This window comes from Microbacterium sp. CGR1 (genome assembly GCF_001266755.1).
GTDB lineage: Bacteria > Actinomycetota > Actinomycetes > Actinomycetales > Microbacteriaceae > Microbacterium.
Map to the genome: position 1 here is coordinate 2,949,052 of NZ_CP012299.1, position 12,845 is coordinate 2,961,896.

The window sequence follows — 12,845 nt, forward strand, 5'->3', positions numbered from 1 at the left end:
TTTACGGCCGTCCAACGATGTGCCGGGCGACGATCGCCGCATCACGACCCGCCCCAGCGAGGGTGCCCGCATCTGCCCGGGAGTAACGCGGCATGCCAACAGTGAACAGTCCCGGGATGCGTGCATTGACGTGCAAAGGCTGCCCGGGCGGCTCCGAATCGGGCAGCCATGCGTCCGCCGGCCTGTACCCGGTCGCAAGGATCACGGAATGCGGCTTCACGGACGCCCCATCGGCGAACATCACGGTGTCTCCGTGTACCTCCGTCACGGCGGCGGCATGAGTGACGTCTGTCGAAGCTACGCGGGGGCGTGACTCAGACATCGGACCCCGACGTCGCAGCCTCGACCAGATGGGCCGCTCCGACACCTCTGAGGATTCCGCTCGAGTGGAGAGGGTGACGTCGTGGGAGGAAGCGAGCTCTTCTGCAATCTCCACTCCGCTGAATCCACCGCCAACGATCAACACGCGGCCGGGAGGTATCTGGGCGGGATAGAGGTACTGGCTGGAATGCAGCACAACACCGGGTACTGCCAGTTCCAGGCGCCAGCCCGGCACGCGCGGCACCGCGGCAGCTCCCGTTGCACAGACCACATTTCGGGTTTGCACTTCCCCGGCGGAGGTCGACAGATGCAGTGTGGATCCGTCGCCCAACCGGGTGATTCCAAGAGCACGAGTGCCCCACACGGTCTTCACACCGAGGGCGTTCTCCACCGAAGACAGGTAATCGGACATCTCATCCTTACTCGGATAACGGTCTCCATCGCCCGGGAAAGGAAACCCGCGGACGACACTGTGGCGGGCCGCGCTGCGTAGCTTCATCGACTGCCACCGTGTGGCCCAGCTTCGTCGACCGGGAGGTGCAGAATCGATGATCACGAAGTCCTTCTGCGGCTCAAGCCCGGAGGACCTGAGTGCGGCGGCTGTCGCCAACCCGGAGTGCCCGGCGCCGACGATGATGACGCGACGGTGCGATAGCGAACGCGCCATCATTCAGCACCGTTCACCGCGGCTTCAATGGTGTCCTCCAGGTCATTCCACGTCTCCAGCACGACAGGCTCCCCATCGATGAAGAACGAGGGGGTACTGCTGACACCGAGCTGCTCACCCTCGTCTAGATCGAACTGGACCCGTTCTGCAGTCGCCGGATCAGCGACCGCATCATCGAACGCGGCCATATCCAATCCGAGTTCCTCCGCAAATCCCCGGAACAGGTCCGCACGAGACTCTTGAGCCTCACCCCATTGAGACTGCGTCTCGAACAGGCGGTGATACATCTCTTCCAGCCGTCCCTGCTGCGCTGCGGCTTCGGCAGCGATCGCGGCATTCTTCGAGTTGAGATGACCCGGCAACGGGAAGTAGCGGATCACGTACGTGATCTCGCCATCGAACTTGCCACGGAGATCCTCGACGAGGGGATAAAAAGCACCGCAGGCCTCGCACTCGAAATCGAGGAACTCGACCACCGTCACCGCCCCATCTCCTCCGTCATCGAGGACATGCGAGTTCTCACGGACGACCTGTGGACCATCAGCGGCCCCCGTCTCGGGTGCGGCAGCTCGACTCTGATTGACAAGGACGAACACCAGCGCAACGATCAGCAACACCACGGCGAGAGCCACGGTGACAAGTACCGCTTTCATAGAAGATTTCATAGACACTCCAGACACACACAACGAACGAGGACGACCAGGGGAGCGCCATCGAAGAGATGGCGCCGCCAGATCAGGTTCGCGACAGAGAAAGCTGTGTGAGAGAAGGAGGCAATACGAACAGGCGCCCCGTCATGGCCGCCAGTGATGGTGCGCGCGGCAAACGTTCACGAACGCGAGAAGAGGGGACGTGACGGCGGAAGATCCGCGTGACGATGAGCACCAAGAAGCAGCAGAGGATACCCAAGAGGCACCCGGCGACGCCGATCATGATGTCGTTCGCAGTATCCCCAGCCACGACATGTTCCGCAGTTGCGCCGACACCGCTTTCACCCGAACCCGCCGCGACAGGGCCAGCAGAAGACGTACCTAGTGACGACGAGGATGTCGTGCTCAGATACGCAGTCGCATCCGTCGCGTCACGATGGCCGCCCGGCCACGCTCCGACGATGAGAAGAAGTGCCAATCCGAGGGCCGTAATGATCTTCGTTATCATGAACTCGTCGGCGCGGCTGTCGCTATTGCGAATGCGACCTTGGACGACCATGACCTCAGGATGGTACCAGCCCCACCAATCAAGATCTGTTGCGAACCCGAGAGCCACGCGCCCGAAGGTCAAACTGAAGTTACTGTCAGCGTCCGCGTCCCACAACCGAGCAACCCAGTTGATTTCGGGGCCTTCGAAAGTGGCTCCGTGGGAGCGGGGTAGTGCCGTCGAAGCGGGATGGTTCAGACCTGGGCGGGTACGGAGGTTGCGGCAGGTGACCGCAGGGCAGCAGGGCGCCGCGCCGCGCGCACCCCGTTGAGGATGACGAACACTTCCGCGATCTCGTGCACGAGAACTACACCGGCAAGCCCGAGCACGCCGAAGAGGGCGAGCGGGAACAACACGAGGATGATCGCCAAGGCGAGCACGATGTTGGCGGTCATGATCCGGCGACCGCGACGAGCGTGCGCGAGCGCGCCGGGGATCAATCGGAGATCGTTCCCGGTAAAGGCGACGTCGGCAGACTCGATGGCAGCAGCCGAGCCCTTCAGCCCCATGGCGATACCGACGGTGGCGGTCGCGAGGGCGGGGGCGTCGTTGATGCCGTCACCGACCATGGCTGTCGGGCGCGCGGCGGCGAGTTGTTCGATGACCGTGGCCTTGTCCGCAGGGAGCTGCTCTGCGCGGACGTCGGTGATGCCCGCCTGTGCCGCAATCGCGCGGGCGGTGCGTTCGTTGTCCCCGGTGAGCATCGTGATCCCGATACCGGCATCCTGCAGCAGTCGCACGGTTGCGGCGGATTCAGGGCGCAGCTCGTCGCGGATGCCGATGAGCCCGGCAATCTCGCCCTCGGCTTCAACGACGACCACGGTCATGCCGTCTTCGGCCATCTCATCAGCGGCCGAGTGGAGGACTCCGGGGGCGAGCCACCGGACGTTGCCGACGCGGACCAGGGTGCCGTTGACGCGGCCGGTGATGCCGTGGCCGGCGTCTTCGACGACGTCCACGGCTCCAGCTGCGCCGGGGGCGGCCGTGGTGATCGCGGCGGCGAGCGGGTGGCTGCTTGTCTCTTCGACTGCTCCCGCCCAGGTCAACAGCTCGTCCCGTGAGATGCCGGCTGCGGGGCGCACGTCGACGACGGCCGGCTCGTTGCGGGTGAGGGTACCGGTCTTGTCCAGCGCCACCGCCTGGATGGTGCCGAGCTGCTCGAACGCTTCCCCGGACTTGATCACGACGCCGAACTTCGACGCGGACCCGATGGCGCTGATCACCGTGACCGGCACCGCGATCGCAAGAGCACAAGGAGACGCGGCGACGAGGACGACGAGTGCACGCTCGATCCAGGTCGACGGATCTCCGACGATGAATCCGAACACGGCGACAAGGGCCGCGGCGATCAGCACCACGGGGACGAGGGGGCGGGCGATCCGGTCAGCAAGCCGCGCGCGGTCGCCCTTGCGGGCGTGGGCCTGCTCCACGAGGGACACGATCTGGGTGAGCGAGTTGTCGCGCCCGTCCGCGGTCGCCTCGATCCGCAGCGTCGATGCACCGTTCACCGAGCCCGCCGCGACCGCAGTGCCGGGATGCACGTCGACCGGGATGGACTCACCGGTGATCGCGGATGTGTCCAGGCTCGAACGCCCTTCGACAACAACACCATCGGTGGCAACACGCTCGCCTGCTCCAACGATGAGGATATCGAGCTCACGGACATCCGCGGCCGGGATCGTCGTGTCGCCGGCGAGACGAGAGACACGCACGGTCTCCGGGATCAGGGACAGCAGGGCACGCAGACCCTCTTTCGCCCGATCCATCGCACGGTCCTCGAGAGCCTCCGCCAGCGAAAACAGGAACGCCAAGGTCGCAGCCTCACCGACATGGCCGAGCAGAACCGCACCGATCGCGGCAATCGTCATCAGCAGCCCGACGCCAAGTCGACCCCGGATCAACCGGCGGATCGCACCAGGAACGAAGGTGTAGGCGCCGGTCAGCAGAGCAGCCCATTGCAGCACAAGCGCGGGGATTTCGATACCCGCCCACTCGAACGCGTACCCGGCGACCAGGAAAAGGCCCGACAGCGCGGACGGCAGTAGCGCGATGTCGCGCCACCACGGCGGACGCACCTCGATCTCATCGTCATCCACGCCTGCCTTGGACGGCAGCGCCGGTCCGCAGCAAGCATCGCCTTCCTCATGGGCCTCGGAGGACGTGGCATTTCGCACCGGGTCGGGCTCGCAACATGCGTCTCCCGTCCTGTGGGAACGCGTCAACTCAACGCGCTGAATCGTGCGAGCCTTCCGGGGCTCGTCTGGGCCGCAGCACTCTTCACTCATGCGCAGCACTCACACTTCTCGTCCGTGCACGGAAAACCCTCGTCAACGGCGACGACCGCTTCCAGCATGTGTCGTAGGCCCACTGCGAGATGCGGGTCCGCGATCTCGTAACGCGTGCGCCGGCCTTCCGGGGTCGCAACAACCAGACCGCACCCGCGCAGGCACGTCAGATGATTGGAGACATTCGTACGTGTGAGATCCAGTTCGCGAGCGAGCTCAGCTGGATAGCCAGGCACATTCAAGAGCGCAAGAAGGATCCGCGAGCGCGACGGGTCTGCCATCGCGCGACCGAGACGGTTCATCACATCAAGACGAGAAGCAATAGTCAGCACACGATGACTATACAGGCCAAGCTGACCAATCATGCGGCCTGGGCTGACCGTCGGGGAACCGCCTCTGCTTCGCGTCTGTGAACTTTCTAGCGCTTGCCGGTCGAGAATAGACTCACCCATAGTGCGGTTGATACCCCCCCCCCGGGAGTGCCGTGAAAGCTCCGATGAGGTGGAAGCTCGATATGGCGAGGACCGTGGCGCAGGCGATGAAGACCGGCATGCGTCCGGAGAGGTTGCAGCGCTGATCATGGCGACCGTTCTGGTGTGAGCCACCTACCGGACGGGGGCGAGGACGGTCGTGTCATCGGGTGCGATCTGGACGATGCCGCGGTCATCGACCACAACGAAGCTGTCGTCACCGATCGCGGTGAAGGCCTGGGCGGCCCCTTGGAGGGGGTCGAGGCGCTGCCATGTTCCTTCGGTGTTCTGAGACCAGAGGGCGCCGTCCGTTCCGACTCCTGCGAGCGTGCCGTCGGGTCGGACGTCGAGGGCGTAGAGCAGTGGGGCGTCCGCGACGGGGGCGAAGCTGGCGCCGTTATCGGTGCTGAGAAGTAGTCCTTCTTCTGCCGCCGCGTAGAGACCGTCGTTGGTGGCTGCGAGGTCTGCCGCGGCAAGTGTGGCGCCGCGGTTCCATTCGCGACCGTTGTCAGTGCTGATGAGCAGGTCGACCCCGTCAGAAGCGATCCCGTAGAGAGTGCCGTCCGGTCCAGCGGTGAGGGTATGGAAGTCCGTAGTGCCGGTGAGAGCGATCGGTGACCAGGTTTCGCCGAAGTCGTCACTGCGAATGACGCCCAGGTTTGGGGAGCCGAGCTCTGCGGGTGTCTGCGTGCCCGGGTGTCCGGATGCTAAGAGGGCATCGTCGAGGACGGTGAATCCCATCGCATCGAAGTCGTAGCCTCCGATGGGACCGGCGAGCGCACCTTCGGGTGTGAGGGTGAAGATTCCCCCGTGGGTGGCTACGAAGAGGTTCTCACTGTTTGGGTCAGCGGCGACACCGTGAATGTGTTCGATGACGGGGGGAACCGCATCGGTGCCGGAGGTTTGTGGTGCGGCGCATCCGGTGGCGGTGACGGCTATAAGAGCGATCGCAAAAGCGGGTAGGGGTGAGTAGCGGTTCATATGGCTCCGACTTGAAGAAGTGCGTGCGGGTACGCACCCGGGGTGCGCGAATGAGACACGCAGCGTGGCGTCACCGGTGTGATGGCGAGAGCTGCGGGGAAGAGCCAGCCGAGGGGTGCGGGAGGAATCCCGCACCCCAGGCGTGAATCAGAGCGTGGCGAGGAGGTCTTCCATCGTGGCGATCTCCGTGGTCTGCGCCTCGATGATCGTTTCGGCCAGAGCGACCGCGTCGCTGTTCTGACCGTTGTCGACCTCTTCCTGGGCCATCTCGACGGCACCCTCGTGGTGCTGGATCATCTGCTCGAGGAACAGGCGGCTGGCGTCCGCACCGGTGGCATCTTCGAGAGCCTGCATGTCCTCGTCGGACATCATGCCGCCGCTGTGATCCATGCCCTCCATGTCGGCGGTGTCAGCGCCCCACTCTTCGAGCCACTGATCCATCTTCTGGATCTCGGGTTCCTGCGCGGCCTTGATCTCTTCAGCGAGAGCGACGACACGTGCGTCGACGCCGTTCTTGCTGAGGAGCATGTCAGACATGTCGATGGCCTGAGCGTGGTGTTCTTTCATCATGCTGGCGAACATGATGTCGGCATCGTTGGCGTCCGCGGATGCCGGGGCGGAGCTGCTGCTCTCGTGGTCCATGCCGGGCATATCGCCGCCGCCGGACGTGGTTCCGGCGCAGCCGGCGAGTCCAAGCAACGCAACGAGGGTGAGCGCGGCAGTCGCCGCAAAACGGGTCTTCATGATGAGTTCTCTCCAAGAGTCGATGATGGCACCCAGCGAGACAGGCTGGGCGAAGGGCGTTACCCGCAGAATGCGGGTAGCGCGTCCATCACGTGCGACTGATGCAGAGAACGGTGAGGGATGGGGGCCGCAGTGGATGCAACGAATCTCGGAGGCTCAGGAGCGATACGGGCGCTCCCGGGGAGCGTCCAAGGGCTCGCGACCAGGCGGACGGTCGCGCAAGCAGCACGACGGCGATGAGGAGCGCGAGTACGCAGGCCATCCACGCCATACCTGGATCGTCAGAACACGTGGCACATCCCGCCCCGTCGATCGCTGCGTCTTCCCCAGGCATGGGTGCAGGGTGAACGTCGGCAGAAGCGGGCGTGACGGTGATGGTCTCACTGTGCCCGGAGGGCATCGAGTGCGTGTTCATCGAATGCATCGCTAAGAGTCCGAAGATGACGGAGAGAGCGACGGCGACGACGGTGAGGAGAGTGCGGGTGAGCGTGCGCTGGTCATGCACGCGCCGTGCAATCGTGATCAACACCGTCCCACCTCTCTTTCCTCCAGGGTACGTCGCCGCCGCCCATGCGCCTACTCGTTGACGACGGCGTCCGGGCTCAGGTTCAGCCGGCGCAGCAGCTGCGCGTTCAAAGCGACAACGATCGTGGACAGCGACATCAACACCGCCCCCACGGACATCGGAAGCACAAACCCGATGGGTGCGAGCACGCCAGCCGCGAGCGGGACGGAGAGGAGGTTGTACCCGGCGGCCCACCAGAGGTTCTGCTTCATCTTCTGGTAGCTGGCCCGCGACAGCTCGATTACGGAGATCACGGACCGGGGGTCGTCGCTGGCGAGGATCACGCCCGCCGAAGCGATCGCGACGTCCGTACCCGCACCGATCGCAATCCCGACATCCGCCTGCGCGAGCGCAGGGGCGTCGTTCACGCCGTCACCGACCATTGCGACCTTGCGGCCTTCGCTCTGCAGCTCTTTCACCTTCGAGGCCTTGTCCTCCGGCCGCACTCCCGCGAAGTACCGGTCGATACCCAGATCGCCCGCCACCGATGCGGCGACCGCGTCAGCGTCACCGGTGATCATGACCACCTGCACACCACGCTCATGGAGAGCATCGACCGCGTGACGCGACTCCGACCGGATCTCATCCGCGAGGCGCAGTGCGCCCGCGACCTGCCCGTCGACGAGCACGTGGAGGATGATCGCACCCTCGTGACGCCACTCGTCGGCAACAGGCAGCTCATGGGCGTTCTCCTGCTCGAGCATATACGGGCCACCGACCTGCACGACGTGTCCATCGACACGCGCACGCACCCCGACCGCCGGGGACGACTCGAAGTCCGACGAGGACGGGACACGGAGAGTCTTGTCCTTCGCCGCGTTTACGATCGCGCGAGCGAGGGGGTGCTCGGAATCCGCCTCTGCCGCGGCGGCCCATGCCAGCAGCTGGTCAGGGTCAGTCTCCAGGACAGGATCGATTGCAGTAACGGCGGGGGTGCCCTTGGTGAGGGTGCCGGTCTTGTCGAACAGGACGGTGTCGACCGTGCGCATGCTCTCCAGCGCGAGACGATCCTTGATCAGGACGCCACCGCGAGCGGCCCGCTCGGTTGCGATCGACACGACGAGTGGGATCGCCAGGCCCAGAGCATGCGGGCAGGCGATCACCAGCACGGTGATCGTGCGGATGACGGCCGCGTCAGGCTGACCGACGATCGTCCAGACAACGGCGGTGATCGCGGCAGCGCCCAGTGCGAACCAGAACAACCACCCCGCAGCCTTATCCGCGAGCCGCTGCGCGCGCGACGACGAACTCTGCGCTTCGGTGACGAGTTTCTGGATTCCCGCGAGAGCAGTGTCCTCACCGATCGCGGTGATCTCCACCCGCACACCAGAATCGGTCGCGACCGTGCCGGCGATGACCTGGTCGCCGTCGCTGCGGCGCACGGGCCGGGACTCTCCGGTGATCATCGACTCGTCCATGCTGGCCGAGCCCTGCACGATCCGCCCGTCCGCGGGGACCCGGCCGCCGGGGCGAACCACCACAACATCCCCCACCAACAGGTCGGCCGGGGCGACCGTGACCGTCGTGTCGCCTTCCACCTTCTCCGCCTCGTCGGGGAGCAGCGCGGCCAAAGAATCCAACGCTGACGTCGTCTGGGCGAGGGAGCGCATCTCGATCCAGTGACCGAGCAGCATGATCACGATGAGCAGCGCGAGTTCCCACCAGAAGTCGAGCTCGTGATGCAGCACACCCAGGCTCGCACCCCACGACGCCAAGAATGCCACCGTGATCGCGAGCGCGATCAGCAGCATCATCCCGGGCTTACGCGCACGGAGTTCACTCACCGCGCCGGTGAGGAACGGCGCCCCACCCCACACATACATGACCGTTCCGAGAACCGGAGACACCCACCCGACCCACGGGGCGTCTGGCAGCGGGTATCCGAGCAGCATCGAGAACATCATCGAGAACCCGACAACCGGGACCGCGAGGACCAGCATGATCCAGAACAACCGCCGGAACTGGCCCACATGATCGGCATGGCCAGCGTGCCCACCGTGGCCCTCCTGACCGGCGTGCTCTTGAGAAGCACCGTGCTCGTGGCTCATCGCCGCGTGGTCGTGCTCCGTGGTAGGGAACCCGCCGTGATTGGGGTGCGCGGCCTGATTGGTGTGCTCGTCGTGCTGGCTCATCGGAACTCCTTGCTCGGATGCGCCCGGGTCAAGCCGGGCGCAGACAGATAGCCGCTCAGGCCTGGCCGGTCGCGAGCGTGTAGCCGGCCTCTTCGACCGCAGCCTTCACGGCGGCGTGATCGACGGGTGCGGCACTGTGGATGGTCACCCGGGAGGTGGCGCCAGCGTTCAGGTCGATGGTGACGGATTCGACACCATCGACAGTGCTCAGCTCGTCGCTGACGCTGGATACGCAATGCGAGCACGTCATCCCGGCAACCAGAATCTCCTCCGACACCAGAGACACACCCGAAACGGATACCTCGGTGGTCGATGGGACAGCGCAGCAGGCGCAACCGTCGGCGGATGCGTCCTTGAGTCCGAGTTCGATGCGATCAGTCATGGTGCGCTCCTTCAATTCAGCAGACGTGGTGGTCATGAACGGACAAGACGGGCGATTGCTTCGTTGGCCTCGCGGACCTTCTCTGCCGCAACCTCGCCGCCCTCGGTACTCGCCTGGGCGACGCAATGACTGAGATGGTCCCCCAAGAGCGACAATGCGACCGTTTCGAGAGCCTTCGTCGCCGCAGAGACCTGCGTGAGGATGTCGATGCAGCACTTGTCGTCGTCGACCATCCGCGCGATACCCCGCACCTGACCCTCGACACGGTTCAACCGCTTACGCAGATCAGCCTTGTTGTTCTCGTAGCCGTTCATACTTCCAAGATACCCCCTGGGGGTATCCAACACAATGGCACGCAGATCATTCCCGCGGGTCGGACCGACCTCAGGCGTGAGCTTCGTCACCCCTGTGCGGACTCTGGATCAGGTGTTGCTTGTGGCCATCGAGCTGCGGGTGCTGACAAGAAACTCATCCAGGTTGGGGAGGTGGGAGTGGACACTTCGGCGTGCGCGCTCAGTGACTTCATCTACCCGTTCACGGGTGGCGTGCGCGTCGACAGCGAGGATCGCGTCGCCTTCCAGGCGATGTCCGTTCCAGCGGAGTCTGATGCGGTCGACAGCGGTGATGCCGTCGACATGATCGAGGGCGTGCGCAACCTTGTCGACGAGTTCTGGTTCGACGCCGTCCAGCAGGCGCCGTCCGACGCTGCGGACCGTTCCGATGAGGAGGACGAAGATCGCGACCGAGATGACCAGGCCGACGATGGGATCTGCCAGAGGGAAGCCGAGGAGCACGCCGATCCCGCCGGCCACGACGGCGAGTGAGGTGAATCCGTCTGTGCGGGCATGGATGCCGTCGGCAACAAGGGCGGCGGAGCCGATTCGCTGCCCGACTCGGATGCGGTAGACGGCGACGATCTCGTTGCCGAGGAATCCGATGATGCCCGCGGCGATGACCCAGCCGATGTTTGTGAGGGGCTGCGGGTTCAGGATGCGGTGGATGGATTGCCAGGCGGCGGCGATTGCGGAGAGGGCGACCACGAAAACGATGAACAGCCCCGCGAGATCTTCGGCACGGCCGAGCCCGTAGGTGTAGCGGCGCGAGGCTGCACGCCGGCCGAGGATGAAGGCAACCCACAAAGGAACAGCGGTGAGCGCGTCGGAGAAATTATGGACGGTATCAGCCAAGAGCGCGACGGAACCGCTGAAGATGACCACGACAGCCTGAAGGACGGTTGTGACCAGCAGGATCAGAAGGCTGATCTTCAGAGCACGGATGCCTGACCGGTTCGCCTCCAACGCATCATCGATGGAATCTGCCGCGTCATGGGAGTGGGGCACGAAGAGTCCGTAGAAGAACCCCTTGATGCCGGTCGGGTGGTCATGGTGTGCGTGCGGGGCGCCGTGGTCGTGGTGCCCGCCGTGCGAGTGATCGTGGGTCGGACTCATTCGCTCGCCCGATCCGCATGATGGTGTCGGGGTGTGCCACCCAGGGAGTGTTCGGCTTGGAAGATGGCGTCCGCGACCAGTCGGGATGCGTGCTCGTTGTCTAGCCGGTAGAAGACCCTTTGCCCGTCCTGACGGGTGGAGACGATGCGAGCCAGACGAAGTTTCGCCAGGTGCTGCGATACCGCGGCTGGTGACTTGCCAACCGCGTCGGCGAGGCTGTTCACCGACAGTTCCGAGGCTTCCTGAAGAGCGAGAATGATCCGCACCCGTGTTGCATCCGCGAGCATCCCAAACACTTCCACCGCCAGCTCAACGAAGGAACTATCCGGCCGATACCCACATCCTTGCGTATCTGCACTCATACGCAGATACTACGACATCTCTGCATCAGCGCTGGCAGCAGCTCGAGATCGCCTTCGGGGACCGATTCTCGATGTGGCCCGCGGCTTGTCCGATGCCCGTCAGGCAGGATGTCTCTCGCACATCCCTCAATACGCTTGCTTTTCAGGACGGGTCGCCGTTGATCGCCCTTGCCACGGTCTCGGCGCACCAGTCGGGATCACTCAGTGGAAGCTGGTGTCCACCCCGATGAGTCGAGACGGTGAGGTTCGGATAGGAGCGTGCGAGCCGATCGGCCAGTCCGGGCACCGGCACGGGGTCATCGGTGCCGTTGACAAGGAGGACGGCGATGTTGCGCCGCCCCAGGGCCTCCAGTGCGGGTAACCAGTCATCCGACATCACGATCGAGTTCAGGGCGCCGGAGTACGACAGCCATGTGTGCCTGACACCGTCTCTGGCCACGGTTATGGGCAGTGATGGGTTCACCGCGATGGCGGCATAGGAGGCGAATCGCCGATGGCGGCACATCCATGAGCAGACCAGATGGGCGATCGGACCGCTGGCCAGCAGGGTTTCGAACCAGCCCATGCCCGAGATTCGTTGCCGGGCTTCCTGCTCTGACACGAACAGGGGGGCGTCGAAGGCGATCACCCCTGCAATGGTGATCGCGGTGTCGGCGGCGGCGGCGGCGGTGATGATCGCGAGGGAGGCGCCCATCGAGTGGCCGACCAGGGTCACCGGGCGAGATGCTAAAGGGGAAGAAGACAGCACATCGATGATCGCGTTCTGATGATCGGAGATTCCGAATAGAGCATCGCCGTCGGGTTCGACCATCGATTGGCCGAACCCGAGCGGGTCGATCACGAGGACGGTGGCGATGTCACCGAGCTGATCGAAGGCGGCACCGTAGAACGATCCGCTTGCGGCGATTCCGGGCAGCAAGACCACGATCGGGTCACCGTCGCCGAATGTTCGGATGCTGAGTGGACCGTGCCGCGACACCACTCCCGCGCCGGGACGCCAGCGCGCCCGTCGGCGGGAGAGCAGGTGAGTCCCTCCCCACAATGCGACCGCTGCGCCCAGAGCGGTCCCGACAACGCACCGTGCTGCCGTCGTCTTCGATCTCGATGCCATCCCATTTACCTCTCTATCGATCGGACGCGGAAGGTCTACTGAATGGATAGCGACATTTCGGCTAAGCCGAGGGGCGGGCGGGTTGTGGTTCATGATGGTCTCGAACTCGAACGGGTGTCAAACGTCCCAGGCAAGCCCGTCGACGACGCCGATGGCAGGGGCGGTCGGACCTACCTGAAG

13 protein-coding genes are annotated in these 12,845 nt (G+C 64.6%); all 13 read right to left on the bottom strand.

Features of this window, described 5'->3' with window-relative positions:
- Position 1: 1 nt before the first annotated feature.
- The 13 genes from AKG07_RS14185 to AKG07_RS14245 all read right to left on the bottom strand — a co-directional run bounded on the left by AKG07_RS14185 (position 2) and on the right by AKG07_RS14245 (position 12,473).
- Entirely contained in the window at positions 2-991 is a 990-nt protein-coding gene (locus AKG07_RS14185) for a flavin-containing monooxygenase (RefSeq protein WP_308418032.1), read from the bottom strand.
- The gene (locus tag AKG07_RS14190) at positions 988-1,653 is read right to left on the bottom strand and encodes a DsbA family protein (protein WP_136041016.1); all 666 of its coding nucleotides are present in this window, start codon (positions 1,651-1,653) and stop codon (positions 988-990) included. Before AKG07_RS14190 ends, AKG07_RS14185 begins: the two co-directional genes overlap by 4 nt.
- A gap of 70 nt (positions 1,654-1,723) precedes the next feature.
- Complete coding sequence (locus AKG07_RS17735) at positions 1,724-2,197, bottom strand: hypothetical protein (RefSeq protein WP_139305307.1); 474 nt, start codon at positions 2,195-2,197, stop codon at positions 1,724-1,726.
- Between the two features lie 182 nt (positions 2,198-2,379).
- Positions 2,380-4,260, bottom strand: coding sequence for a heavy metal translocating P-type ATPase (locus tag AKG07_RS14195; protein WP_052492874.1), 1,881 nt, complete (start codon positions 4,258-4,260; stop codon positions 2,380-2,382).
- Between the two features lie 206 nt (positions 4,261-4,466).
- The gene (gene cmtR, locus AKG07_RS17550) at positions 4,467-4,802 is read right to left on the bottom strand and encodes a Cd(II)/Pb(II)-sensing metalloregulatory transcriptional regulator CmtR (RefSeq protein ID WP_074731945.1); all 336 of its coding nucleotides are present in this window, start codon (positions 4,800-4,802) and stop codon (positions 4,467-4,469) included.
- A 273-nt stretch (positions 4,803-5,075) separates the two neighbouring features.
- Positions 5,076-5,921, bottom strand: coding sequence for a F510_1955 family glycosylhydrolase (locus AKG07_RS14200; protein ID WP_042538283.1), 846 nt, complete (start codon positions 5,919-5,921; stop codon positions 5,076-5,078).
- Positions 5,922-6,068: 147 nt separating this feature from the next.
- The gene (locus AKG07_RS14205; RefSeq protein WP_042538281.1) at positions 6,069-6,665 is read right to left on the bottom strand and encodes a DUF305 domain-containing protein; all 597 of its coding nucleotides are present in this window, start codon (positions 6,663-6,665) and stop codon (positions 6,069-6,071) included.
- A gap of 576 nt (positions 6,666-7,241) precedes the next feature.
- Entirely contained in the window at positions 7,242-9,362 is a 2,121-nt protein-coding gene (locus tag AKG07_RS14215; RefSeq protein WP_396653629.1) for a heavy metal translocating P-type ATPase, read from the bottom strand.
- A 55-nt stretch (positions 9,363-9,417) separates the two neighbouring features.
- The gene (locus AKG07_RS14225; protein WP_042538275.1) at positions 9,418-9,744 is read right to left on the bottom strand and encodes a heavy-metal-associated domain-containing protein; all 327 of its coding nucleotides are present in this window, start codon (positions 9,742-9,744) and stop codon (positions 9,418-9,420) included.
- Positions 9,745-9,776: 32 nt separating this feature from the next.
- A complete protein-coding gene (locus AKG07_RS14230; protein ID WP_042538273.1) occupies positions 9,777-10,058 on the bottom strand; it encodes a metal-sensitive transcriptional regulator in 282 nt (93 codons plus the stop codon).
- A 108-nt stretch (positions 10,059-10,166) separates the two neighbouring features.
- Positions 10,167-11,192: a cation diffusion facilitator family transporter gene (locus tag AKG07_RS14235; RefSeq protein ID WP_042538271.1), complete on the bottom strand. Its 1,026-nt coding sequence runs from the start codon at positions 11,190-11,192 to the stop codon at positions 10,167-10,169.
- Entirely contained in the window at positions 11,189-11,554 is a 366-nt protein-coding gene (locus tag AKG07_RS14240) for an ArsR/SmtB family transcription factor (protein ID WP_042538269.1), read from the bottom strand. Before AKG07_RS14240 ends, AKG07_RS14235 begins: the two co-directional genes overlap by 4 nt.
- Before the next feature lie 142 nt (positions 11,555-11,696).
- The gene (locus tag AKG07_RS14245; protein WP_171821974.1) at positions 11,697-12,473 is read right to left on the bottom strand and encodes an alpha/beta fold hydrolase; all 777 of its coding nucleotides are present in this window, start codon (positions 12,471-12,473) and stop codon (positions 11,697-11,699) included.
- Between the last annotated feature and the right edge of the window lie 372 nt (positions 12,474-12,845).

What these genes read in the sequence shown, in the direction of transcription:
- AKG07_RS14185 (WP_308418032.1), bottom strand. Translation starts at nt 991, where the DNA reads ATGATGGCGCGTTCGCTATCGCACCGTCGCGTCATCATCGTCGGCGCC.
- AKG07_RS14190 (WP_136041016.1), bottom strand. Translation starts at nt 1,653, where the DNA reads ATGAAATCTTCTATGAAAGCGGTACTTGTCACCGTGGCTCTCGCCGTG.
- AKG07_RS17735 (WP_139305307.1), bottom strand. Translation starts at nt 2,197, where the DNA reads ATGGTCGTCCAAGGTCGCATTCGCAATAGCGACAGCCGCGCCGACGAG.
- AKG07_RS14200 (WP_042538283.1), bottom strand. Translation starts at nt 5,921, where the DNA reads ATGAACCGCTACTCACCCCTACCCGCTTTTGCGATCGCTCTTATAGCC.
- AKG07_RS14205 (WP_042538281.1), bottom strand. Translation starts at nt 6,665, where the DNA reads ATGAAGACCCGTTTTGCGGCGACTGCCGCGCTCACCCTCGTTGCGTTG.
- AKG07_RS14215 (WP_396653629.1), bottom strand. Translation starts at nt 9,362, where the DNA reads ATGAGCCAGCACGACGAGCACACCAATCAGGCCGCGCACCCCAATCAC.
- AKG07_RS14225 (WP_042538275.1), bottom strand. Translation starts at nt 9,744, where the DNA reads ATGACTGATCGCATCGAACTCGGACTCAAGGACGCATCCGCCGACGGT.
- AKG07_RS14230 (WP_042538273.1), bottom strand. Translation starts at nt 10,058, where the DNA reads ATGAACGGCTACGAGAACAACAAGGCTGATCTGCGTAAGCGGTTGAAC.
- AKG07_RS14235 (WP_042538271.1), bottom strand. Translation starts at nt 11,192, where the DNA reads ATGAGTCCGACCCACGATCACTCGCACGGCGGGCACCACGACCACGGC.
- AKG07_RS14240 (WP_042538269.1), bottom strand. Translation starts at nt 11,554, where the DNA reads ATGAGTGCAGATACGCAAGGATGTGGGTATCGGCCGGATAGTTCCTTC.